This is a genomic window from Stenotrophomonas sp. YJH_SMC_130 (assembly GCF_059369035.1).
Window position 1 is genome coordinate 788,944 of the sequence record NZ_JCAFSH010000001.1, and the last position, 21,374, is coordinate 810,317.

38 protein-coding genes and 2 tRNA genes are annotated in these 21,374 nt (G+C 63.9%); 20 read left to right on the top strand and 20 right to left on the bottom strand.

Annotated elements, in window-relative coordinates:
* Window positions 1-74 precede the first annotated feature (74 nt).
* The 13 genes from AC5P5V_RS03785 to AC5P5V_RS03845 form a co-directional block, all read right to left on the bottom strand.
* Window positions 75-662, bottom strand: a complete 588-nt coding sequence (locus AC5P5V_RS03785; protein ID WP_053497189.1) for a hypothetical protein — start codon at window positions 660-662, stop codon at window positions 75-77.
* Window positions 663-783: 121 nt separating this feature from the next.
* Window positions 784-1,254, bottom strand: a complete 471-nt coding sequence (locus AC5P5V_RS03790) for a lysis system i-spanin subunit Rz (protein ID WP_235643140.1) — start codon at window positions 1,252-1,254, stop codon at window positions 784-786.
* Window positions 1,251-1,715, bottom strand: coding sequence for a lysozyme (locus AC5P5V_RS03795; RefSeq protein WP_005418728.1), 465 nt, complete (start codon window positions 1,713-1,715; stop codon window positions 1,251-1,253). Before AC5P5V_RS03795 ends, AC5P5V_RS03790 begins: the two co-directional genes overlap by 4 nt.
* On the bottom strand, window positions 1,712-1,909 hold the full coding sequence (locus AC5P5V_RS03800; protein ID WP_032954460.1) for a hypothetical protein: 198 nt from the start codon (window positions 1,907-1,909) through the stop codon (window positions 1,712-1,714). The genes AC5P5V_RS03795 and AC5P5V_RS03800 overlap by 4 nt, the downstream gene beginning before the upstream one ends.
* 189 nt (window positions 1,910-2,098) lie before the next feature.
* Window positions 2,099-2,797: a hypothetical protein gene (locus tag AC5P5V_RS03805; protein ID WP_235643141.1), complete on the bottom strand. Its 699-nt coding sequence runs from the start codon at window positions 2,795-2,797 to the stop codon at window positions 2,099-2,101.
* 76 nt (window positions 2,798-2,873) lie between these two features.
* A complete protein-coding gene (locus AC5P5V_RS03810) occupies window positions 2,874-3,077 on the bottom strand; it encodes a hypothetical protein (protein ID WP_235643142.1) in 204 nt (67 codons plus the stop codon).
* A complete protein-coding gene (locus AC5P5V_RS03815; protein ID WP_235643143.1) occupies window positions 3,074-3,439 on the bottom strand; it encodes a Ref family recombination enhancement nuclease in 366 nt (121 codons plus the stop codon). Before AC5P5V_RS03815 ends, AC5P5V_RS03810 begins: the two co-directional genes overlap by 4 nt.
* Window positions 3,439-3,633: a hypothetical protein gene (locus tag AC5P5V_RS03820; protein WP_005418745.1), complete on the bottom strand. Its 195-nt coding sequence runs from the start codon at window positions 3,631-3,633 to the stop codon at window positions 3,439-3,441. Before AC5P5V_RS03820 ends, AC5P5V_RS03815 begins: the two co-directional genes overlap by 1 nt.
* Window positions 3,630-4,292, bottom strand: coding sequence for a hypothetical protein (locus AC5P5V_RS03825; RefSeq protein ID WP_235643144.1), 663 nt, complete (start codon window positions 4,290-4,292; stop codon window positions 3,630-3,632). The genes AC5P5V_RS03820 and AC5P5V_RS03825 overlap by 4 nt, the downstream gene beginning before the upstream one ends.
* Window positions 4,282-5,172, bottom strand: coding sequence for a helix-turn-helix domain-containing protein (locus AC5P5V_RS03830; RefSeq protein WP_235643145.1), 891 nt, complete (start codon window positions 5,170-5,172; stop codon window positions 4,282-4,284). The genes AC5P5V_RS03825 and AC5P5V_RS03830 overlap by 11 nt, the downstream gene beginning before the upstream one ends.
* 1 nt (window position 5,173) lies before the next feature.
* Window positions 5,174-5,485: a winged helix-turn-helix domain-containing protein gene (locus tag AC5P5V_RS03835; protein ID WP_235643146.1), complete on the bottom strand. Its 312-nt coding sequence runs from the start codon at window positions 5,483-5,485 to the stop codon at window positions 5,174-5,176.
* On the bottom strand, window positions 5,482-6,012 hold the full coding sequence (locus AC5P5V_RS03840) for a phage regulatory CII family protein (protein ID WP_111008138.1): 531 nt from the start codon (window positions 6,010-6,012) through the stop codon (window positions 5,482-5,484). Before AC5P5V_RS03840 ends, AC5P5V_RS03835 begins: the two co-directional genes overlap by 4 nt.
* 106 nt (window positions 6,013-6,118) lie before the next feature.
* A complete protein-coding gene (locus AC5P5V_RS03845) occupies window positions 6,119-6,577 on the bottom strand; it encodes a transcriptional regulator (RefSeq protein WP_321573208.1) in 459 nt (152 codons plus the stop codon).
* 54 nt (window positions 6,578-6,631) lie between these two features.
* On the opposite strand from AC5P5V_RS03845, the gene AC5P5V_RS03850 reads away from it, so the two are divergent.
* The 8 genes from AC5P5V_RS03850 (at window position 6,632) to AC5P5V_RS03885 (ending at window position 8,985) form a co-directional block, all read left to right on the top strand.
* Window positions 6,632-7,129 carry a helix-turn-helix domain-containing protein gene (locus AC5P5V_RS03850; RefSeq protein WP_080375050.1) on the top strand — a complete coding sequence of 166 codons (498 nt, stop codon included), beginning with the start codon at window positions 6,632-6,634 and terminating at the stop codon, window positions 7,127-7,129.
* The gene (locus AC5P5V_RS03855) at window positions 7,071-7,412 is read left to right on the top strand and encodes a hypothetical protein (RefSeq protein WP_235643148.1); all 342 of its coding nucleotides are present in this window, start codon (window positions 7,071-7,073) and stop codon (window positions 7,410-7,412) included. Before AC5P5V_RS03850 ends, AC5P5V_RS03855 begins: the two co-directional genes overlap by 59 nt.
* A gap of 151 nt (window positions 7,413-7,563) precedes the next feature.
* Window positions 7,564-7,752, top strand: a complete 189-nt coding sequence (locus AC5P5V_RS03860) for a hypothetical protein (protein ID WP_235643149.1) — start codon at window positions 7,564-7,566, stop codon at window positions 7,750-7,752.
* Entirely contained in the window at window positions 7,749-7,964 is a 216-nt protein-coding gene (locus tag AC5P5V_RS03865) for a hypothetical protein (protein ID WP_235643150.1), read from the top strand. Before AC5P5V_RS03860 ends, AC5P5V_RS03865 begins: the two co-directional genes overlap by 4 nt.
* Window positions 7,961-8,233 carry a hypothetical protein gene (locus AC5P5V_RS03870; protein WP_235643151.1) on the top strand — a complete coding sequence of 91 codons (273 nt, stop codon included), beginning with the start codon at window positions 7,961-7,963 and terminating at the stop codon, window positions 8,231-8,233. The genes AC5P5V_RS03865 and AC5P5V_RS03870 overlap by 4 nt, the downstream gene beginning before the upstream one ends.
* Entirely contained in the window at window positions 8,230-8,418 is a 189-nt protein-coding gene (locus tag AC5P5V_RS03875; protein WP_161771702.1) for a hypothetical protein, read from the top strand. The genes AC5P5V_RS03870 and AC5P5V_RS03875 overlap by 4 nt, the downstream gene beginning before the upstream one ends.
* A gap of 67 nt (window positions 8,419-8,485) precedes the next feature.
* Window positions 8,486-8,743 carry a hypothetical protein gene (locus AC5P5V_RS03880; protein ID WP_235643152.1) on the top strand — a complete coding sequence of 86 codons (258 nt, stop codon included), beginning with the start codon at window positions 8,486-8,488 and terminating at the stop codon, window positions 8,741-8,743.
* Complete coding sequence (locus tag AC5P5V_RS03885) at window positions 8,743-8,985, top strand: hypothetical protein (RefSeq protein ID WP_053497243.1); 243 nt, start codon at window positions 8,743-8,745, stop codon at window positions 8,983-8,985. The genes AC5P5V_RS03880 and AC5P5V_RS03885 overlap by 1 nt, the downstream gene beginning before the upstream one ends.
* Window positions 8,986-9,087: 102 nt before the next feature.
* On the opposite strand, the gene AC5P5V_RS03890 is transcribed toward AC5P5V_RS03885, so the two are convergent.
* A complete protein-coding gene (locus AC5P5V_RS03890; RefSeq protein ID WP_195840052.1) occupies window positions 9,088-9,669 on the bottom strand; it encodes a hypothetical protein in 582 nt (193 codons plus the stop codon).
* 157 nt (window positions 9,670-9,826) lie between these two features.
* Between AC5P5V_RS03890 and AC5P5V_RS03895 the strand changes: the two genes are divergently transcribed.
* The 11 genes from AC5P5V_RS03895 to AC5P5V_RS03945 are packed head-to-tail and all read left to right on the top strand — an operon-like array spanning window position 9,827 to window position 16,024.
* Window positions 9,827-10,036 (top strand): hypothetical protein, encoded by a 210-nt coding sequence (locus AC5P5V_RS03895; RefSeq protein ID WP_049427091.1) that lies wholly within the window; start codon window positions 9,827-9,829, stop codon window positions 10,034-10,036.
* A complete protein-coding gene (locus AC5P5V_RS03900) occupies window positions 10,033-10,644 on the top strand; it encodes a hypothetical protein (protein ID WP_235643153.1) in 612 nt (203 codons plus the stop codon). The genes AC5P5V_RS03895 and AC5P5V_RS03900 overlap by 4 nt, the downstream gene beginning before the upstream one ends.
* Window positions 10,641-10,811, top strand: coding sequence for a hypothetical protein (locus tag AC5P5V_RS03905; protein ID WP_235643154.1), 171 nt, complete (start codon window positions 10,641-10,643; stop codon window positions 10,809-10,811). The genes AC5P5V_RS03900 and AC5P5V_RS03905 overlap by 4 nt, the downstream gene beginning before the upstream one ends.
* Window positions 10,808-11,110 (top strand): hypothetical protein, encoded by a 303-nt coding sequence (locus AC5P5V_RS03910; RefSeq protein ID WP_235643155.1) that lies wholly within the window; start codon window positions 10,808-10,810, stop codon window positions 11,108-11,110. The genes AC5P5V_RS03905 and AC5P5V_RS03910 overlap by 4 nt, the downstream gene beginning before the upstream one ends.
* Complete coding sequence (locus AC5P5V_RS03915; RefSeq protein ID WP_235643156.1) at window positions 11,103-11,336, top strand: hypothetical protein; 234 nt, start codon at window positions 11,103-11,105, stop codon at window positions 11,334-11,336. The genes AC5P5V_RS03910 and AC5P5V_RS03915 overlap by 8 nt, the downstream gene beginning before the upstream one ends.
* A 2-nt stretch (window positions 11,337-11,338) precedes the next feature.
* On the top strand, window positions 11,339-12,766 hold the full coding sequence (locus AC5P5V_RS03920; RefSeq protein WP_235643157.1) for a DNA cytosine methyltransferase: 1,428 nt from the start codon (window positions 11,339-11,341) through the stop codon (window positions 12,764-12,766).
* The gene (locus tag AC5P5V_RS03925) at window positions 12,763-13,347 is read left to right on the top strand and encodes a hypothetical protein (RefSeq protein WP_235643158.1); all 585 of its coding nucleotides are present in this window, start codon (window positions 12,763-12,765) and stop codon (window positions 13,345-13,347) included. Before AC5P5V_RS03920 ends, AC5P5V_RS03925 begins: the two co-directional genes overlap by 4 nt.
* Window positions 13,344-13,664 (top strand): hypothetical protein, encoded by a 321-nt coding sequence (locus AC5P5V_RS03930; RefSeq protein WP_235643159.1) that lies wholly within the window; start codon window positions 13,344-13,346, stop codon window positions 13,662-13,664. The genes AC5P5V_RS03925 and AC5P5V_RS03930 overlap by 4 nt, the downstream gene beginning before the upstream one ends.
* Window positions 13,661-13,882 carry a hypothetical protein gene (locus tag AC5P5V_RS03935; RefSeq protein ID WP_235643160.1) on the top strand — a complete coding sequence of 74 codons (222 nt, stop codon included), beginning with the start codon at window positions 13,661-13,663 and terminating at the stop codon, window positions 13,880-13,882. The genes AC5P5V_RS03930 and AC5P5V_RS03935 overlap by 4 nt, the downstream gene beginning before the upstream one ends.
* 19 nt (window positions 13,883-13,901) lie before the next feature.
* On the top strand, window positions 13,902-15,077 hold the full coding sequence (locus AC5P5V_RS03940; RefSeq protein ID WP_235643161.1) for a site-specific integrase: 1,176 nt from the start codon (window positions 13,902-13,904) through the stop codon (window positions 15,075-15,077).
* A gap of 44 nt (window positions 15,078-15,121) precedes the next feature.
* Entirely contained in the window at window positions 15,122-16,024 is a 903-nt protein-coding gene (locus AC5P5V_RS03945) for a DNA adenine methylase (protein ID WP_235643162.1), read from the top strand.
* On the opposite strand, the gene AC5P5V_RS03950 is transcribed toward AC5P5V_RS03945, so the two are convergent.
* From AC5P5V_RS03950 to AC5P5V_RS03965, 4 genes are all read right to left on the bottom strand, one after another.
* Complete coding sequence (locus tag AC5P5V_RS03950) at window positions 15,987-16,937, bottom strand: hypothetical protein (protein WP_235643163.1); 951 nt, start codon at window positions 16,935-16,937, stop codon at window positions 15,987-15,989. The two genes, AC5P5V_RS03945 and AC5P5V_RS03950, sit on opposite strands and share 38 nt — an antisense overlap.
* A gap of 56 nt (window positions 16,938-16,993) precedes the next feature.
* Complete coding sequence (locus tag AC5P5V_RS03955; protein WP_235643164.1) at window positions 16,994-18,124, bottom strand: ParB N-terminal domain-containing protein; 1,131 nt, start codon at window positions 18,122-18,124, stop codon at window positions 16,994-16,996.
* A 141-nt stretch (window positions 18,125-18,265) separates the two neighbouring features.
* Window positions 18,266-18,342 (bottom strand) — tRNA-Arg (locus tag AC5P5V_RS03960).
* 39 nt (window positions 18,343-18,381) lie between these two features.
* Window positions 18,382-18,458 (bottom strand) — tRNA-Pro (locus AC5P5V_RS03965).
* A gap of 179 nt (window positions 18,459-18,637) precedes the next feature.
* Between AC5P5V_RS03965 and AC5P5V_RS03970 the strand changes: the two genes are divergently transcribed.
* Window positions 18,638-19,396, top strand: coding sequence for a Bax inhibitor-1/YccA family protein (locus tag AC5P5V_RS03970; RefSeq protein WP_069138943.1), 759 nt, complete (start codon window positions 18,638-18,640; stop codon window positions 19,394-19,396).
* An 81-nt stretch (window positions 19,397-19,477) separates the two neighbouring features.
* Here the strand turns inward: AC5P5V_RS03970 and AC5P5V_RS03975 are convergent, their stop codons facing one another.
* Window positions 19,478-20,386, bottom strand: a complete 909-nt coding sequence (locus AC5P5V_RS03975; RefSeq protein ID WP_134968739.1) for a LysR family transcriptional regulator — start codon at window positions 20,384-20,386, stop codon at window positions 19,478-19,480.
* Between the two features lie 53 nt (window positions 20,387-20,439).
* Window positions 20,440-21,183 (bottom strand): cysteine hydrolase family protein, encoded by a 744-nt coding sequence (locus tag AC5P5V_RS03980; RefSeq protein WP_134968740.1) that lies wholly within the window; start codon window positions 21,181-21,183, stop codon window positions 20,440-20,442.
* Between the last annotated feature and the right edge of the window lie 191 nt (window positions 21,184-21,374).

The window sequence follows — 21,374 nt, forward strand, 5'->3', positions numbered from 1 at the left end:
CCTGCATTGCTGAGGCGCTTGGACACGCCAAGAAGTAGATGCCCGGCCAGCGCTTTCGCTGGCCGGGACTGGCCTTAGTTCGTCAGCACGATCAGCTGGAACTTGGCATTCACGCCCCACGAGCCTCCACCGCCCCCCGAAGCGCCCAGGCTCAGGCTGAAGCTGCTGCCACCACCAAAGGACGAGCCGCCGGAGAACTGGATTCCCATGCCACCGCCGAACTCCTGTCGGACGCTTCCGGACCAACCACCGCCGAAGTCATACGTGATGCCGGCACTTGCAGGGGAGATGTCGATCGCGGTGTTCTTGAACTGGACCTTGGCGGAGCCAGACAGCTTGCCGTTGCTGTCGAAGGTGCCGGTCAGTCGGGCCTCTTCATTACCCACGCCGTAGCCGACCGTACCAGTGACGCGTTCGTTCTGGTACTTCAAATTCAGGAACGAGTCGTTCTCGCCCACCTTGACCTGCGCATTGCCCGTCTTTACCTCACCGCTGACGGCGGTGCCGTCGATGTTGCCGGTGAAGCTCGCACCCACGGGGCGCCCATTTTCGTTCACGACGCTGCCGCTGACCTGCCAGCCACTGTCGTCCATCGGCTGATCGATCGTGCCACCGCCTGCGCGCTGCATCATGTAGTCGTCCTTGTGTTCGTTCTTGCTCATTGAATTGCTCCTTAGTTGTTGCCTTTGCGGCGGTAGTCGGTGCAACGGCCTATCCGAGGCACCAAAACGGCAGAGGGCCGCTCAAGGCGGCCCTCAGATAAAAGTTGACTCCAGATTTCGGTCAGTGCTGATCGCGATCCACCCGGATCACTGCTTGGCATGCTCGGAGCTGGTCGTCGGCGTCGGTGACGATCTGAACAGCAGCTCCGACAACCTCTGGACGTAATTCGGCTCGCGCATCACGTTCGGCGGCGCCGGCGGCAGCTTCGGACAGGCGAGCGGTGTGGCAGGTGGCGAGGTCGTCGCGCAACTGGAGACGCCCAGCGCGCAGGTCAGCCACAACAGCAGCAGGGACGGTCTCGGCCGCAGCGCGGTCTTCTTCATGTTTTGCTCCGATGGTTGCGAGGCTGTCGGCCTGGCGGTGTTCGACGGCTCGGGCCTGATTCACCTGTTCGGCCACGGCCAAGGCCGACGTGCCGCGCTGATTGGCTTCACTCGCCTCCGCCTGGTCGCCTCGCCAAGTCCAGCCGGCGCCAAACATTGCGGCGGACCACAGGCCGAGTCCGACAACCACAACGGCGATACGGCTCATGACTTGCCCTCGCACATGGCCCGTTCTGCCGCGCGGCGGTCCACCAAGCCTTGCACGCGCTTGCCGCCGGCGTAGACCCAGCGGTCCAGCTCCGGGCACCAGCTCGCGGCGGGCTGGCCAGCGTTGATCCGCCCCACCAGTGTTGAGCGGCAAGCAGCAGCCACGCCGACGTTGTAGGTCCAGCTGAGCAGCGCCGCCGCCTGATGGGGCTGGAGTGGGACCCGGATACACGCCTGAATACCGACCAGGTAGTGCCCGAGCCGGCTGTTCAACCTCTCCGCGCACTCCTGCTCGGTATACACCGCCTTGTCCGGTCTGCTGGTATCGCCGTAGCAGTAGGTGGCAACACCGACCATGTCGACGTAGGGAGTCGGCGAGTAGCCCTCCCATGGCTTTACCAGCGCGGCCGCGGCCAAAGCAATGACGGCGGCGGCGCTGCTACCGATGATCTTGGCCTTCATGCTCGCGCCCTCTGCCGCCACTCGCGAACCCAGCGCCAGCCCAGGTAGCTGATCTGGCCCACCAGGTAGATGATTGTCAGAACTACCACCACGCGATCGAGGTTCGCTCCTGCGGCGACCGCGCCGGCTACCGTCACCGGTGGAGCAGCCTTCGCCACAGCACCAGCGGCGGTGCCAATGATTTCGTCCTTCATGGTGGCCCCGTAGGTCGTCCGGTTCGGCATATGCCCCTCCCGGTTGATTGGTGCCCGCCCCTGGCGCCGGCTGGGCACGAGAGTTTGTCCGGCTGGGACGCGGGCAAAGAAAAAGCCCCGGCATGGCCGGGGCTTGCGTCTGGATGCTGGGAAGATTGCACCCGTTTCCGATGACCTAGGAAGTCATCGCTACGCGGCCTTGGAAAGAGCCCTGTTGAACTTCCTTGCGGCGCGCGCCTCGGCGGCACGGAAGCTGCACAGCATCCACTCGTACACCGGGCGCCAGAACCGGCTGTATGCCGACCAGTCGGCACCGATCGCGGCAGCGCGCTTACGGCCGCTCAGCGGCTCATGGCCGCTACCACCGCACTCCACGCAGTTCACGACACCTGCGACGCGCGGGTCCAGCAGAACCCGCTTGCCACAGCAGTGCGAGCACTCGCGCGCGCCGGCCATTTCAGCGATCACCGCTCCGGCCAGGACTCCCAACTGTTCCATCGTGTTGTTCGGCCAGGCCGCAGCGCGTGCATCGTCCAGAGCCTTTTCCGTACGGAGCAGCTCCCGCCGCTGCGCCTCCGTAATCGACCCGCCGCACCAGCCCATGCTGGCCTTGGCGATGCCGTAGTCAGTACGGGCGTCCGCAAGAGCGTGCATCTGGCGGGTGAACTCCGGCGCGACCAGGGAGACCACCGCCTGGCGCAGCTGCTCGCGCCTCCGCTGACCACTTTCCGGCCACCACAGCGCCTCCAGCAGTTCGCGACCGAGGCCAGCCGGAACATACGCCAAGGCGGCCAAGATTTCCTCAGTGCTTGGTCCGCCGATGCTTCCGTCGAAGCTCAGTGCCCTCGGCCCCGTCCGGCTCGACAGCAGTTCGCGTGCCTCGTTCATTCCCATGCGCCTTCCCCTTGGTGGTTTGCTCGTGCAGCGCGAGATCGCGCTTGGTTGTCTTCTATTGCGGCACCTGTCACGCCGCACGGTCCCAGCTGGCCGTCAGGCGCTGCACCTGCCCGCCGCGCGCCTCGAACTGCTCCACCGTCTCGGCCGGGCCATCTGCGACCACACGGCCCTTGACCCGCTTGGGCCGTGACACAGTGTTGTGGTCCATCCGCCGCTCGCGTGGTGCACGCTGGGGGTTGATCCTCGGCGCCATGGCCTTCGTCTTCTTCATGCTGCCGCCCTCAGTTCGTTGATGTAGGTCTGCTGTGCGATCAGGTCGTCGTCGGATCCGAACGCCTCGTGGAATTTCTTGGACCAGTGCAGCGGTGGGCCCCAGCGGGCCACCATTTGCTTCTGCGTCATGTGTTCCGTTCGGTAGCGCTGGTGATGCCACTGGCACAACGCGTAGCCGAAGAAATGGCCGCGCCGGATGTTTCCCGACTTGGCGTGGTTGTATTCGCAGCCGTAGATCACGTGCTTCTTCGCCATCAGTCCCTGCGCGTAGCGAACGAGGCATGCCATGCACGGCCCGGTCTTCGCCAGTTCGATGCGTGCTGCCTCCGCCTCGGTCGGCGGCGGTGCGTTCGACCACATCAGCGCAGCTCCGGGATCGGGCCGGCGTAGCGGGTGATCGGGATCCGCCGCATGCCGTCGCGCCAGACAGTCATCCCGCGCGTTGCGTAGACCACCAGCGGCTTGATCCCGTAGCCGTAGGCCAGATACCAGCCCGCCTCGGCCACTGGCTCGCTCACTGGGCGCACTTCGACGTTGAAGTGATCGGGGCTCATGCCGCTTTGCCCTCCAGCAGCGCGACGACCTCAGCCAGGCGCGAACGGGTCCGTTCGTCCGCGGTCGGCGACGCCTCAACGGTTCCGGCCAGCAGCGCCACCGGGTCGAAGGCCGGGGTGGGGGGCGGAAGTGCCAAGTACTGCTCCACCTGCTCCTTCATGAGTTGGCCAGCGGCCACCGCCTCGCGCAGGACGCTATCCCGACCGGACACGTCGCCGCCAAGGGACAGCTGATAGGTGGCGACCCGGTGCGCAGCGCGCGCTTCCTTCACCAACCGGGTGTAGACCTCCAGGAATGCCGGCCGGGCAGCGATCTTGTCGCCCGCCTGCACCAGCGGCAGCGCCGCCGCCCACGCATCGCGGGTCTGCTCAGTCCACACCACGGTCACACCTTCGTCAGCGGCGCGGATCGCGTTGGCCCATGCCTCATTCGGTGCCGGGTGGCCGTCCTCGATGCGTTCGAGGATCGCCGCCAGCGAAAGCCGCGCCTTCAGCTCCCGGCGGCACGACGCCAGCGCCCGCTCCAGCATCGGCAGCGGGTACTGCGCCAGATCCGAAACCATGTAGGCGGCGGCGTTCGGGCTGAGCTGGTGGCCAATCACCTCGGCGGTGGCCACCAGCAGATCGACCAGCCGATCCTGCTCCTGATTACCCAGCATGTGCCGCCCTCCGCTGTGCCAGCAGAGCCTTGGCCGCGTCGGCGGCGCCAAGGTTGGTCTGCGTCTTGTCCGTCTGCCGGGCGGCTTCCTCGGTCACCTGCCGACCGGTGGCCCACTGCGTGCGGTATGCCTCGCACTTCGCCAGCAGCGCGCCCAGGTCGTGCATGTTCTGCACCACGTAGCGCTCGTTGACGGTCAGGAACCACGCGGCCACCAGCGGGGCCTCGCCGTGGCCGAGCCGCTGCACGATCTGCCGGACGTTGCTGTTCACCTTTGCGTTGCGGACAGGCGCCACACCGTGGCGGGTGCGGTAAGCGGTGGCGTACGCGGCCCAGGTGGCGCGGCACGCGGCCTGCAGGTCGGTTTCGGAATCCTCCGCCAGCGGCGCGGCCGGCAGGCCCGCCGGAAATGACGGTTCTCCTGACGGTTCATTGAGGGTTATATGACGGTTAGGCGGCACGGGGCGCACCCCTAGACCTGCGCCCGGTGCATCCCCCCCTGCATGGGGCGCATCCCCTCCTGCAGCGGGCGCCCCCCCTGCATGGGGCGCAGCACCTGCGCCCGGTGCAGTACCTGCTTTTCCTGCCTTGCGGCCAGCCTTCGACGGCGCAGCGGCCTTGTCGAAGTTGGCCGGGGTGACCTTGTAGACCGTGCTGCTGTTGAACCGGCGGTCACGGGTCAGCAGGCCGACGGCCTCCAGATGATCCATTGCCGTACGCACAGCGCGCGCCGACATGCAGCAGCGCGCGGCGATGGTGCCCACCGCCGGCCAGCACACACCGTCGTCGTTCGCCTGATCAGCCAGCGAGATCAACACAGCCTTCTGCGTGACGCTCAGGCCCTGCAGCGGCCAGCACTGCGACATGATGATGGTCGACATGTCAGAGCCCCAGCGGCATGTTCTGACCCGGGGCCACCGGCCACCAGGTGCAGGCGCTGCGGCCAGAGACGGAGCAGGGCTTCTTCGGGCCGCGCCAAACACGGCCGGTTTCTGCCAGCTCGGGGAGACGGCGTGCCAGCACATAGCGGCACATGCGGGTCTTTTGGGCCAGTTCATTGCTGGTGAGGCCGGGATGGCGCTTCACTGCGGACGCCGCTGCGGCCTGCTGGTCACCCTGCAAGCCGGATTGAACGACGTAGTGGGCTGCCTCGTGACTGGTGCTGAGGTCGGTTGCTCGGGCTGGATGGTTCATCGACGCGCCCTCCCCTTCGCTGCAGCGCGCGACACGTTGCGGATCAGCCGGTGCGCCATTGTGATCAGCGAGTTGGCCTCTTCCACCATCAGCTTGGCTTCGTCGCTGTCGATGTGGCGGTCGGCCATCGCATCCACCGCAGTGCCCGACAGGCGCCCCACCCGCGTGGTGATCTCCAGCAGCTTCGTCTGAATGGCGCCGATCTCGTCCGACCAACCACCCTCCGGCGGCGGCGGAACCGTGGCAACGGCCATGCCGAACTGCCCGGCCAGCGCCTGCATCCAGTCCAGTGCGTAATCGCTGCCGCCTGCCTTCTCCTGCATCCACTCGGTCAGCAGTTCGGCAATCTCCATCGTCACCGACTCACCCTCCAACCCGCGCAACTTTGCGCGCAGGGTCTCCGGGTGCATGGACTTGCCACGGCGGTCGGCCAGGAAAGCGGCTGCGTCCACGACACCGCCGGGCGTCTTGCGCACGGAGTTGTAGAGAACGTCGAGCCAGTTAAGTGCGGATGTACGGCAGGTCATGGGTCACCTTGGGGTGGACTGCGTTTCAAGGTTTCGGGCCGAGCCCGGGAGGCGCACGATGAGCGCCATGGAGATCAAGTGAGGGACGACGGCCATGGATGGCTTTTCAGGCGGTGTCGACAGGGCCGATGCGGCCAACGTCGGGGTTCGTATCGACGCGGGGCGAAGGAGCGCCAACTGCCGGGCCCAGGACGGCGAGAACGCTTGGCAGGGCGGGGACAGCTGCGTCCAACTCCCAAGCCGCGACGCGGTCCGCAGGCAACGCCAGAACGACCGCAAGATGAGCGTCATTGGACAGACCGAGCTTGGCGAGAAGATCCCGCTTCGTGACCGGGGCCAGCCCGGCGAAGGGGCCGAAGATTTCCGGGCAGAGGTCATGGCGCGAAACGCCCGTGACCGATTCGATGGGAATCGCCATGGCTGGGGGCACGCGCCCCCGCGAGCGCCAATTGCTGACAGCGCTCTGGCGAACACCAAGATGGGAGGCAAGGGATGTGACCCCGCCGGCGGCTTTCACGGCTCTGTCGAGTGCGTCCATTCGCGGAGAATCACATATCGTGATCATCCGCGCAACACATTTCGTGTTAGCGACTTATCACATACCGTGAAGAATTCCGGTATGGCCTTCTCCGACAACCTCCGCGCCGCCCGGCTCAAGGCTGGCATGACACAAGAAGCCTTGGCACTCGCGTGCGGCTGGTCGGGGCAGAGTCGTATTGCCAACTACGAGTCGTCGGCCACCAGCGCGCGCGAGCCCAAAGTTTCGGAAGTGCCCCTGTTAGCTGCCGCGCTTGGGGTCAGCATCGCGTCCCTTTTCGGGGAGGCCCCGGCGTCTCAGTCCCCGCGACCGGATCCTGCAATCCTTGCCGAAACCCACCGGTTCCTGGACAAGGCGTTCGGTACGCTTGGAAAAGCTTTCGACATTGAGTCCGAGGCAGATCTGTTTGCCGACGTGTACGAGTGGATCCTGTCGGATGAGCGACCTGCAGATCAGCGCAACTTGGTGGATTTTGCTGCATGGCGCGAAAAGCGCGATTCACAAAGGGGAGCTGTAAGAAATGAGCAAAACGGACGCGCTGCTGCACAAGCTGGTCGAACGGATAAGCGCCGCGCCTGATAGGAAGCCCGCACTCCGCGCGGTTGTGGGCAAGAGGGCGACGCACTTCGATGCGGTCGCCCGAGAGAGTCATCTGCGGATGATCCGCAGCCTTGCCAAGATATATCGCCCCTTTGGGGTACAACTGATCATCGACCAGGCAACCCTAGGGCACGCCTCCATTGATGACCTCGGCGACGAGGACCTGATCGAACTGCACCGCGCGCTCGACCGCGCTCGGGAATGCATCAGGGACGATGTTTCTTTTGAAGATGCTGGCTTGATCCGGCACACGTTCGACTAGCCCGACCGCCAAATTCTGAACGAGATCAGAGGCGTTCAGAATTTGCATGATCAAACATCACGTTTCGTGTTGCACTGACAATCACATTATGTGATCTTATCTCCGCCACTCAACAGCGCCCCACCCCGGGGCCGGCGCAGGAGATCAAGCAATGGCAACCCTGTCCCTCGGCGTCAGCAAGGCGCCGCCTTCCGTAGTAGCAATGCCCGCAGTCGCCATGGTAGCCATCAAGGTGGGCGCCGCCAGCCTGTACGTTGAGCAGGAGGAGGCTGATCGCCTCGCCCTGGATATTCAGCAGGCTGCGCTGGAACTGCGCAGCAGTACGGCGGCCGCCGCATGAGCGCCGTCGTCGCCCACCACTCCAGCGCTCAGCGCGCGGCGGCCGCCGCCGGCATCGTCGCCCGCGCTGGGCGCCGCTGGGGCCTCCTCCCCTATCAGGTCGTCATCGCCGCCAGCATCGCCGCCAATGCCGTCCTGCGACAGGGCAAGAGCGCAGCCGGCGCCGTCGCCGCCGCACGCCGCGCAGCGCGCGCTCAGGCAGGTGCTGCATGAGCGCCCCCTCCAAGATCCCGGCCATCCGCCACGCAGTCAGCGCGCTGCACGGCGCCGCCGACGACGGCGCGGACACCCGCCGCTACGCCGACGCGCTGCAGGAGGCGGCCGAGGCCATTGATGCGCTGGTTGCAGCCGATGACGACTACGACCAGGCGCGTGACCGGTGGCTCAACTCGCCAAGCGATCACGAATTGTTCGAGGCGGCGCGCGAAGCCTGGGCGCGGCGCGCGGTTGCCCTCTTCCGAGTCAAAGGCGGTGTCGCATGAGCCGCCCAGTCGTCGATAGCTGCCGCGTGTTCGGTGGCAGAAGCCCCAAGACGGGCAAGCCTGTCGGTGAGCGCCACCGGTGGAACGGCGGAAGCTGGGGCAAGGGCCAGTGCGAGTTCTGCCACCGCACCCTGAGCGAAGTGCAGCGCAAGCCGGCGCTTCGCGCCAAAGAGGGGGCCGCATGACCGACCACGATTCTTCGCCGCCATGACCGTCGGCATCCCGCCCATCACCCCGCCAGGAGCAATCCCCATGACCCAGCTAAAAGCCTTCTACGTCGATGACATGCCGAGCATCTACGCCGCCGCTACGCCCGAAGAGGCCGCCCGTCTGTATGAGGAAGACATGGGCGATCCCTGCGAAGACGGCTATCCCCGCGAGGTGCCCGCCGCAGAGCTGGATCGGTCGATCCCCGAATTCGGCGAAGACGAACAGCCGACCGGCGAGATGACCACCATGCGGACGTGGCTGGAAGAAGCCAGCCCGGGCTTCCTGTGCGGGGCCGAGTGATGCGCCACCTGGCCCTGCCCTTCTACTACGCCGCCGTCGTCAGACTGCTGCTGGCGCTGCTCGTGCGCGCCATCTACACCGGCGCCGCGTCGTTCCTCCTACCCGTGGGCGCCGGTATCGCCTACTTCCACTGGTGCGGCGTGCGCGACCTAGTGTGGAGCTGGCCCGCCTTCCGCGAGGAAATACGGTGGCGCGCGGCAGAGCGACAGCGCGCGCCGCAGCAGGCAGACGACCCCCAATGAGCAACCGCCCGCCCTACGCGACAGACCTCTGGCGCCGGCTTACCTTGCGAGATCGCTTTGACTACTACCGTCCGAAATCAAACCTACGTGCGGGCAATGGGACTAAATGGTCCAGTCGCCGTTAAGCGTGACCACGATTTTCGCCTCTACGCTCGCTTGGGTGGCAGCGTCACTCACTGCCTCCAAGTCCGAGCACAGCACCGAAACAAATCCACTGAAAGTCCTGAAAAAGCTCTCCTTCATCTCGTCGGTCATCTGTTCGTAATCCACGTTGAACTGCGTCTTCAGTGCAGTCGCAAGTCCAATCGCTCGCGCCAGACGGCCAGCCAAAGGATGCCCAAGCAGATGAAGTCTTTCCCTCAGCGCCGACGCCACTGGGAGCTCAAGCTCTGCCAACTTGGCAAGAATCTTGGAGCGATAGTCTCCGTCGTTAACGAATCGACTCTTCGCGTCAGCCTTCTTCGCTTCGGCAACCAGCCCGCGGGCATTCACTACTTGTGTCCCAACATCGGCAACCAGCCAGAGCAAGATAACGATTCGCTCGTCTGCCTCATTTCTTCGCCGTGCGTCGGCTTCACTTTTTGCTATCGCGACTGCCGCTGCAGTTGCTCTGTTGGCCGCACGTCCAAGCCTCAAGGTCATGAAACCCAAGAACACAGTCGCCAGTACAGCAATCGAAGACACGACTACTGCCCAAGCGTCCCACCACACCACGCAATCTGCAACGCCTGGTTGCATGCAAGGGCTGATTCCGCTCCACAACTGCTGCAAACCACTCATTCCCTGATCCCCCTGTGGACTCGCCGGCATTCTGGCATGACCGGCTCCCCGGAGGTATGTCGTGCGTAACCAGCTCGACATCTTCGACCACGACCCCGCCCGCATGGCAGCGGCGAACCGCGCCGCCGCCGAGCGGGCACTGCACGACGTGCAGTTCACCGCCACGGTCCGGCAGGAACGCCACGAGTACTACCTGGGCGAAGCCGAACGCTGGGAACACCTCGCCGCGCACAGCGCGCGCTCCACCAACAGCAAGGACATGCAGGCATGAGGAACGACAACAAGTCCCTGGCGGACGTGCAGCCCGGTGGGAGGGTGAGGCTGGGGGATGCGCGCGCACTGATTCAGCGGTACGACGCGGCGGGCGCAAAGTTCCGTGAATCCCTGATGGACGACCGCTACAGCGATGCGCAGCGCGTGGAACTGCGTCGTGAACTGACTGCGGTGCAGGACGAGCTGCTGACAGCCCTCTCCCCCCAGCCCTCCCCGGGTGGTCAGGATGCGGCAATCAAAGCGATGGCCGAAAGCCTGCTTTGCGCCGAGAGTTCCGCCACCTTGGAAGATGCGCGCGAACAAGCTGCACTCCTTCTTGCCGATGCGCTTCCGCACCTCGCCGCCCCCCAGCCGGTGGGTATCAGCTCCGACTGGGTGATTGGCTACCTCACCACGGACGCACCCGAGGAATCACGCGAAGCGATCCGCAATGCCTTCGCCGAATATGCCGCGCTGTCTGCCGCCCGCCAGCCGGTGGGGGAGCCGGCCCCGTTCCGGTTCATCGCTGAAGCAGACAGGGCGCCTCCCAGGTACGACATGCGGGACAGAGAGATGGTTGGAGACCAGCACAAGCCCAACACCACGGATGAAGGGGCGAAAGAGTGAACGAGAAACTTCATATCGGCGGCATCGATGACGACGAGCAGCGCTGCCTACGTTGCGGCTCGCCCAGCTTGGACACGGGCTGGGAGTGCAACGACTGCGGCTACGACAACATGCCGCACTACGCGGAGAAGAACGGTCAAGGCGACAGCCAGGCGGTGGGCAAATGAGCTGGTTCCGGGTTCCTCAGCAGACTGCGGATCGCCTGCGCCGCAGATGGGAAAGGTTGTTTGCTCGAAAACCGGCCTACCCATGGGAGGCGCGTGCAGCCGAGGACCTTCTCTACAAGGTCAGCACGAATGCTCGCGCCTGCCAGCTTCTTGCCGAACTGCTGGAAATCGAGTGCGATCCGGGCGAATCGGTTGCGGATTACGTATCCCAGCAGCTGCGTGAGCCGATGATCGCCAGAGCGAAATCAGCGCACTTGGCCGACCTGGAAGAGATAACGCGAGGATTCTCCAATGGCTGACCAACTGCTCACCGCTGCAATGGAGGGGAAAGAGACCATCGTGTGCTGGGCTACGCCCTGCGCGTACCAGCGCCGGGATGAGTTCCCCGGTGAAACTGGAGGGCTCAGCAATTGGCATGAGATAGGCCGGGAATTCTACTTGGAGCTAGAGCGGTTGCAGAAGGAAGCCCCGGGAGTTGTTCGGGGCATCCAGCTGCGAAAGCTCTACGCGGCGAAGGAGGACTGACGATGCGCTACCTGTCCCTGTTCTCCGGCTTGGAAGCAGCTCACCTTGCCCTCGCTGCGCTGGGCTGGGAGTGCGTGGCCGTGTTCGAGATCGACCCCGCGGCCTGCGCGGTGCTGCGGCATCGCCTGCCGGACGTGCCGAACCTCGGAAGCGTCACCGATATCACAGACGAGCAGATCGCCGCGCTTGGGCCCATCGATGCAGTGATTGGCGGTAGCCCGTGCCAAGACCTATCCGTCGCGGGACGCCGTGCTGGCCTCGCCGGCGCCCGGTCGTCCCTGTTCCACCACCAACTGAGGATTTTCTATGCAGCTCGACATTTTTGCGGGGCCCGCTGGCTCTGGTGGGAGAACGTCCCCGGAGCCTTCAGCAGCAACGACGGCCGAGATTTTGCTGTGGTGGTTGGTGAAATGGCAGGATGCGACCTCACTGTCCCCCGCGATGGCTGGGCCAGCGAAGGCATGGCAGTCGGTCAGCACGGGCTCGTCGAATGGAGCGTGCTGGATGCGCAGTGGTTCGGACTGGCGCAGCGGCGCCGTCGCGTGTTCGCTGTCCTCGATACTGGAAACTGGACCGATCGACGCCCGGTACTTCTTGAGCCCGACAGCCTGCGCGGGGATTCTGCGCCGCGCCGAGGCCAAGGGGAAGGAATTGCCAGCACCCTTACGGCTGGCGCTGGAAGCAGTAGCGGCCCAGGCATGCGAGCCGAATGCGACGGCGGAAGCGGCCTGATACAGCACACTCTCGGATACGGCGGCGGCCGCACCAGCGGGGAGATTGAGGTGGCGGCATGCCTCACCGCGAAAGGGATGCGCATCGACTTCGAAGTGGAGACGTTCCTTGTCCAGCCGGTGGCGCACACGCTGCGTGCTGGCGGATTCGACGGCAGCGAAGACGGCACCGGCCGCGGCACCCCGCTGATCGCCTTCGACTGCAAGGCGGCAGGTGATACCGGAATATCGATCGGAGACGTCCCCGGCACCCTGCGCGCCGCGCACGGCGGCGGCCATGCAGCCGTGGCTTACGCGATCCAAGCAGGCGCGACCAGAGTCAACCCGGCCAGCGGCCCGGACGGTGTCGGCGTGCAAGCTGATCACGCATACACGATCGAGGCGCGCGCCGAGGTGCAAGCCGTTGGATACATGCCCAACCAGGTCCGCCGCCTCACCCCGCGCGAGTGCGAGCGCCTGCAGGGCGTTCCTGACGACTGGACCTTGGTCCCGAACGCTCGGGGCAAGCCGATGGCGGACGGCCCCCGCTACAAGATGCTGGGCAACAGCTTCGCCGTGACGGTCATCCACTGGATCGGCGAGCAGATCCAACACGCGCATGACCGATCCAGCGAGATCCAGCGCCTGCGCGATGCAGCAACCCAGGCCACCGAGCAGCTGCGCGCGGCGCTGGCCAGGAACCGAGGGAAGACCGCATGACCGCACCACTGCCCATTTCCCCGGACACCGTTGTCGAGGCCACCAAGGCATCGTCGCCTGTCGCCGCGGTCGTCACCACCATGCGCCGCCTGGGTGCCGCCGGCGCGCCAATCTCCGCCGACCAGGTTCGCGAGTGGAGCGACACCCTCCTGCAGGAGCTGTACTCGCAACCGCCCGTGCGCTGGGAGTACCGCAACAAGAACGACGTGGGGCCCGGGTGCTGGGTGACTGCCACCGCTGAGCACTTCTATCACGCCGCGAAGCGCGGCTGGGTCGTGCGCGCTCTGTGGGAAACCCCGCGCGTCATCCAGCCGGAGCGCGATCACGCGTTCAAGGCAGGCGTGTGCATCAGATGCGGCGATCCAGAGGACTGGGCCGGCCCCGATTGTTCCCCACTGGTCAAGAAGGTCGATCCGCGAACCCTGCTCCCGTTCGATCCGAAATGGCTGGTCGAGCCACTGCAGTGGCTCAGGGATGCGCCGCCCAACCTCAACGCCTACGACCGCCGCCACCGTGCAGCGCAAGCCGCCTTCCTCCTGGAAAAGCTCCAGGCACACATCGAGGAGTGCAACAAGCCATGACCCAGGAACATATCAGCCACCCGGAAGGGTTGCCGAACTGCGCCGCCGGCCACCGTGCGCGCCACATCCACGACAAGCGCTGCGCCTCCGCCGGCGGTGGCCACTTGGTCGAGTGCGCCTGCAGATCGACCAGCAAGCATGCCGACCCCGACGCGGCCATTGCGGCATGGCGCCGGCTCAACCGCCCGCCGCGCAGCACGCGGCCGGCTGCGGCTGCGGCGGCAGCCGACAACGTCCTGCAGTTCAACCTCAGTCTGGTCGAGCCTGCCGCCAAGCGCATCCGAGCCCGTGCCAGCGCCCAAGGAGGCCGCCCGTGATCGGCGAAGTTCTTCAGTTCCGCGACCTGCAGGAGCTGTGCCGGCCGGGGAAGCGTCCCCGGCTGGCTACGGTTGAGCGCTGGGCCAAGCAACGCAGCATCCGGATCCAATACGACGGCCAAGGCGGCATCTGGACCACCACGGCCGCCCTCAATGAGGCCTTGGGCCTCACCGCCTCGGCTTTCGAGAACGAGAGCTACCCCGCTTCGCTGATCTGAAAGGACGCACCAAAGCACCATGGCTAGACCACGCAAGGCTCCGCCCAACCTTCCAGCGCACATCGACTACGGCTTGGTGCCTCCCGGTATCTACTGGGATCGCACCGGCCGTGGCAGATGGTGCGTACAGGATCCGCACCCGGACGGGCACGGTTTTAAGAGGAAGACTGTTGCCGGGCCGACTGCCCGCCTGTCCGATCTGCATGCCATCGCCGAGGGCCGGCGCGGCGAGACGCAGCGCGGAACTATCGCGTACGTGATTGATCAGCATGCCAAGAGCCTTGCGTTCACCCAGCTGCAGCCGTCGACCCAGCAGCACTACCGCGACTATGCTAAGGCCATCAAGGCCTATCCGCTAAAGAACGGAACCACCCTAGGCGCTGCGGTGGTGGATCGCCTTTCTCCTGGCTTTATACGGCGGCTGATCGATGTGATCGCTCAAGGCAGACCCGGCCAGAAGCCGAGCGATCCGGCCATCCCTGGCTACCCTACGAAGGCCAACCACTGGCTGCGATACTTGCGCCGCGTGTTCGGCTGGGCACGGGAGCATGACCATGTGACCACGAACCCGGCGGCCGGTATCAAGCAGGTAAAGGAGAGGGGCGCCCACCGCATGCCGGCGGTCGATGTGTTCCGTAAGGTTCAAGCCTATGCGAAGGAATGCAGCGCGCGCGGTCCTCGGGCCAGAGGCGCAGTGCCGGCTTACCTGTGGGCAGCGATGGAGTTGGCTTATCAAGCGCGCCTGCGCGGAATCGAGGTGCTGACGCTAACCGACGCGCACGTGGACGGTGAGGTGCTGCGAACGAACCGACGCAAGGGTAGTCGCGACAACCTGATGCGCAAGGGTGCCGAGACCGAGGAGGCCATCACCATGCTGCGGGCACGGCGCGCGGCGATTTGGGAGAAGAAACGGGGAGTGATTCCGATCCGGGCCGAGGACCGCTATCTCTTCGTCAGTGAGGAAGGCGAGCGGTTGACCGAGGATGGTTGGCAGACTGCCTGGGGGCGCATGATGCGGAACGCGGTGAAGGACGGGATCCTGAGTCAGGACGACCGATTCGGACTGCACAGCCTGAAGCATCGGGGTGTCACCGATACCAGAGGCGACAAAAAAAGAGCAAGTGGCCATCGCACCGACGCGATGGTGGATCTGTACGACCACGAGCTCCCGCTCGTGGACCCGGCGGGTACGTAGACCCGCCTGACCCTATACTATAAGCCTATGAAGGATCTTCAGCCATGAACCGGCCGCACGGCTTCTATACTCCCCTCCGTTACCCTGGCGGCAAGGGGAAATTGACCGCCTATGTCGAAAAGGTCCTCGAGCTTAATGGGCTTTACGGCGGTACGTATGTGGAGCCTTACGCCGGCGGCGCTGCCGTGGCCTTGGAGTTGGTGCTCAGAGGCTTGGTCAAGCGGGTGCACATCAACGACCTGAACCCTGCGGTCCACGCTTTTTGGCAGGCTGTTCTGATGAACCCGGATGAGTTGATCCGTCGCATCGAGAGGTGCTCGGTCGACATGGATACTTGGAACTGGGCTAGAGCAGTGCAGACCGTGGAAGGTCCTGATCCAATGGACCTCGCATTCTCAACGTTTTTCTTGAATCGAACCAACCGGTCTGGAATCCTTCTTGGCGGTGTAATCGGCGGAAAAGCGCAAACTGGTCCGTGGAAGATTGATGCTCGCTTCAATAAGCGAGATCTAATCATGCGCATTGAAACAATCGCCGATCATTCCGGTGCCATTCGGTTACATCACGAAGACGCACAGTCGCTTGTCAAGCGGCTCGCGCCGCGGCTGGCGAAGAAGAACTTGATTTACTTCGATCCGCCGTACTTTGTAAAGGGTCAAGGCCTTTACATGCACCATTATGATCCCTCGGACCACGCTTCGGTCGCAAAGACTATTGAATCACTTCCCAGTAGCTGCAATTGGATGGTGTCGTACGATGACCACCCTGCAATCAGAGATCTCTACTCGGCCTACGAAGAACTGACATACACGCTTAATTACACAGCCGCTCAGGAGAGAGGCCGAGGAACAGAGGTGATCTTCTACTCACCTAGACTTGTGGTCCCGGCACCCGTTCGGCCAATGAGAGTTATGGTCGCAGCTGCGCCCGCTTTAACACAGAGATGAGGCTTCTAGATTTAGAAATGAGCGTGGCCAGCTCAGACGAGCGATGACAAAGCACTGCCCCAGATCTCCCCAACTCTAGCCCTCGCTGAGCATAAGCAGCTAGCACCTCACGATAGAAGATCGCGCCGTAGGTCGCAGAGTGAAAGCGCACCTGCTCGGCATACGTAATCCCGGGCTCCGGAACGATGGAAAACGGAATGAACATGGCATGGACTGGGGGAAGGATCCATTGTTGTGTGAGCCAGAGCTTTTGCAGGGAATCGATATATGGAGTAATGGGCTTGTCGCGCCAGTTTGCGCCGCTCGCCACTTGACCCAGCAAATGCAGCTTCCCGCCCGCTTTGTCGATCCTCACTTTCCAAGCTACGACATCTATACCGCCATCTTTTTCTCGCCCCGAAGCACCAGGCGGAGCGGTGTCACGCGGCAGAATCTCACCATCTGCCATGAGGTTGACGTAAACATGCTTCAGTGCAGTGACGAAGTTGGATCCGTCAGAGCGCGGCCATCCGAACACATAAGAAGAACCTTCAATCGCACCTGACGCAGCCCAGCCAGAGCAAGTCTGAAACGTGTCCCGCATCCACTTGGTGATGGGGAGTTTATTGACAAATATTATCGTATTGGAGGCAACTGAGAGAAACAGCGAAAGGAGATATACCGCTCGCCCATCCACTAGCTCAGCGGAACCCATAAAGCGGAGGGCAGTTTCATTGTCGCAGAATTCGAACGGGTATGCGGAACCGAGCAAGTCCATACGGCGCTGAATCACGTCCAGTCGTTCGTTTAGCCACTGGTCGTAAAACACGTCACCGCCGGAAGGATCCTCATCTTCGGAGATCCTGTTGGCCTCCCATGATCGCTCGATATCGGCAAAAGCCACCTTGTCGCGAGGAGAAAGCATGGCCTTCATCTCGAGCCAATCAGCAGCCGTGTGGGGATCCGCGTCAAACGGAACTGCTTGGAGCCTCATTCGTCACCTTGCTTCCCTGCAATTGCTGAACCGACTAGCAGTGCTAGCGCCCTAGATTGAGTCTGAATTTCCTTCGCTATCTCAGCAAACGCCTCTGGCAAATCCTCCGCACGACCTGCCAGCTGAGTAGCCTCGCGCAGCCTCAAGTTAATCTGCACCAGGAGCTCATTGAGCATTGTCTCGGGCGGTCGAAATGCCTGACGCGCCTCCTGCAAGCTGGCCCCACCTCTCAGCACCTGGAGAGCCACGGGGCTAGCAATTGCCTCACCCAAATCCGCAAGATCAGGGTTCTGGGACTTTATCAGCGAAGGCTTCTTACGCGCCTTGCTACCGTAGAGCCAGAGAAGGACTTCGGACAACTGCTCTTGATGGCTAGCAGGAATAGGGTCCAAATCGAGCGTTTGAGACCATCCTTTGCGAAGCCCTAAGTGCTCCATGTACTCGCCACGGGAAAGAGCCGTGTACAAATGAGAGAAGGCGAATCGCCCGCGATTTGCTCGGTCTGCGATATCAAATCCTAGAGCCTTACCCTGCTCTAAAACAAGCATACCGGCAATCATGTTCCGAATCGTATTATTATCGTCACCCAGACTTTCAGCAATCTGACTGATTGTTACGCCAGACGTCCTCTCTTGCTTCCACCAGTCCGTTACGTACTTAGCTTTAGCGAAAGACTCCCAACGATGAGGACCGTTGATGTGCTTAAAGCCAATAAACGCCCTGGCGTCAGACGGATTTTTTACGCGATAGACGGGAACCGTCTTAATACTGTCTAGGACCGCTTGCGGCACGGGCCGAGGCACGGTAACGCCCAGCTCATCTGCGAGCTGCGGATTGGTTAGTAACCGAATGCACGCGAGACGTCGATTTCCCTCTAGAACCTTATAAGGACCACCGTCAGGCCCATGGATCACCAGGGGCTCAATCCTCTTAAATCCATTGTGGGTAATAGAGGCGATCAGTTCGTCAAGAGCGGCAAGATTCCGCAGCCACTGGATGATCTCCTTCTCGCCCGCTGGGTCGTTGCCATCAATTCCATCCTCCAAGCGAGGATTTTGATCATCGAAGACCAGTTCGCCTGGAGGGAAATCCTCGATCTTCTCTATGTCGACGTTCTTCGATGGCATTGGGCAACAGCCGTTTGGGCAGTTCCCTATTGTTACCCTCGGCGGGGCTAAATGAACAGGGCCACCAGCCAACCAAGCACAAGAATTTGGGGGGGCATTTGGGGAGCGCCGACCGAATTAATCGTAACCTATTGATTTAAATGGCGCGCCCGACAGGAATCGAACCTGTAACCGCCGGCTTAGAAGGCCGGTGCTCTATCCAGTTGAGCTACGGGCGCCCGAACCGGAACGGTGTCCAATCCGACGTGGCGTGGGATTGGTCGGGGTAGAGGGATTCGAACCCCCGACATCCTGCTCCCAAAGCAGGCGCGCTACCAGACTGCGCTATACCCCGGTCTTGCAATCCCCTCGGGTTGGCCCGGGGAGTTGGTCATTGTCGCCAAGCGCGTTGGGAACTGTCAACGAAGGATGCACAGATCCCGGGCCTGCCACAACGCCGAAAGCAGTCATCGGCTATGCTCACGCCCATCGGCCGGATGGCCGTCCCGACCTTCATCCGCACGGAGAACACGCATGCGCAGCGGCAACCCGGCTCTTTCCGAGTCGACTTTCCTCGACCTCGCCAGTGGCTCGGTAGTGACCAGCCCCGACCAGGTCATGACCCTCAATGGCACCGCCAACAAGACCGGCATCCTGCTGCTGTTGACCGTGCTGACCGCGGCGTTCGCCTGGAGCCAGGCGGTCGACGAGTACGGCCAGATTTCCGGCAGCGCGAGCCTGTACGCCATCGGTGGCGCGATTGGCGGCCTGGTGCTGGCATTGATCACCATCTTCAAGAAGGAATGGTCACCGGTCACCGCGCCGATGTACGCGCTGGTCGAAGGCCTGTTCCTGGGCGCCGTGTCGGCCCTGTTCAACATGAAGTATCCGGGCATCGTATTCCAGGCGGTGCTGCTGACCTTCGGCACCCTGGCCGCCCTGCTGTTCGCATACCGCAGCGGCCTGATCAAGGCCACCGAGAACTTCAAGATGGGCGTGGTCGCCGCCACCGGCGGCATCGCCCTGCTCTACCTGGCCTCGTTCGTACTGGGCTTCTTCAACATCAATGTGCCGGTGATCCACGACTCCAGCTGGCTGGGCATTGCCTTCAGCCTGTTCGTGGTGGTCGTGGCCGCGCTGAACCTGGTGCTGGACTTCGATTTCATCGAGACCGGCGTGGCCCAGCGCGCGCCGAAGTACATGGAGTGGTATGGCGCATTCGGCCTGATGGTGACCCTGGTCTGGCTGTATGTGGAGTTCCTGCGCCTGCTGTCGAAGATCCAGCAGCGCTGAACCGGACAGAGCCATAAACGACAAAGGGCGCCTTCGGGGCGCCCTTTTCTCTTTGTAACGCGTGGCTGCTGCATTTCCCGGCTAGCCAGCCACGCCAGCCTGTGCAGCGTAGTGCGCCGCAAGGTGCTCGACCAGCGCGCGCACCTTGGGCGCGAGCGCACGTGCATGCGGGTACAACGCGAAGTAGCGCCGCTGGCCGGCATGCCAGGCCGGCAGCACGCGGATCAGACGACCGGCGCGCAGGTCCTCCTGCACGGTCAGCGCGGTGAACAGGCTGATGCCCATTCCGGCCAGCGCGGCGGCGTACAGCGCAGGCGTGGCATCCACACGCAGGCGCTGCCCGGCTTCAACGCTCACGCAGGCGCCGCGCGGCCCCTGTAACTGCCAGGGCGGCATTGATGGGGTGGGACTGAAACCCAGCAGCGTGTGCTGCTCCAGATCCGCAGCCTGCCGCGGCAGGCCATGCCGGGCCAGGTAGGCCGGTGCGGCGACCAGGATGCGCGGGCAGCTGGCCAGCGCGCGCGCGACCAGCTGGCTGTCCGGCAATGAAGCTGCAATGCGCAGCGCCAGGTCGAAACCACCGCCCACCACATCGACCAGCTGATCATCCGCCGACAGGTCCAGCGTGACCTGCGGGTAACGCTGCAGGAACGAGGGCAGCCAGTGGGGCAGTTCCTGGCTGGCCACTACCTGCGGCACGCTGATCCGCACCCTGCCACTGGGTTGCGCCTGCCCGGCGCGGGCACGATCGTCCGCCTCCTGCAGGCGGTCCAGCAGCGTTGCCGCCTCGCGGTAGTAATCGCGCCCGGCCTCGGTCAATGACAGCCGACGGCTGTTGCGATCGAGCAGGCGTACCTGCAGGTGTTCTTCCAGCTGCCGCAGCTGCCGCGACATCGCCGAGTGGGTGGTCCCCAGGCGTTCAGCGGCCGCGGTGAAACTGCCCGCGTCAACGATGGCGCGCAGCGCGCGCAGGGCGGCGAAGTGATCCATCGGCGGGCAGCTCCACGTGGCGGGGCCCACGGCATGCGGGCCCCGCCAGCTTATCAAGCGCCGTCACCGGCCTTGCGTACCGGCAGCGCCAGGATCGCGCCAGTCGTCATGACATCGCCGAAGGTGTCCTCGATCTGGGCCAGAGAGGCTTCATGCAGCGCGCGATGGCCGATGCGCTGGCCGCCGGCCAGGTCCAGGTCGCGGCTGGCGGTGGCATCGCCGGCCACGATCACCCGGTAGCCGCGTGGCGCCGCGGCGGCATCGCGCGCAGCCCCCACTACACAGGCATGGGTCTGCAGGCCGGTGATGATCAGGGTGTCGATGCCGGCGCTCTTCAGTACCTGGTCGAGCACGGCTGCGGACGCGCCGGCGAACACGCTGACATTGTCCTTCTGCACCACGGTCTCGCCCTGGCGCGGCTGCAGGTCGCGATGGAAGGCGGCATTGACGCTGCCCTGCGCGAACAGGGGTGCGCCGGCCGGCAGCACGTGCTGGACATGGATCACGCGGATGCCGTGGGCATCGGCGAATTCGACTACCCGCTTGGCCTGGCGCAGTGCGGCCACGCCATCGGGAATGACCATGCGGCCACCCGCAAAGCCCGGTACGGCCTTGGCATCGAAGTACTCGTTCTGGAAGTCGATCACCAGCACGGCAGTCTTCGCCGCATCCAGCGAGGTCGCGACCGGCGCACCCGCCATATGGCGGATGGTGGGATGGGCCGGCTCGGCAGCAGCAACCGGGAGGGTGGCGGTCATTCCGATCAGGCTGGCCAGGCCGAAGGCGGTGAGGTTCATGTTCAAGCTCCGGTGCATTGGGAAGTGGGCACAGGATGCGGAGCGGATGGCGCACGAACCAGCCGTGTAACAGCACATGATCTGTGCGATATCAGCACAGAGCGCTTCTGTAGAGTCGAGCCATGCTCGACTCTACAGAGGCGGAAAAACGCAACGGGGCGCCCGAAGGCGCCCCGCTGTGGATCCGACCG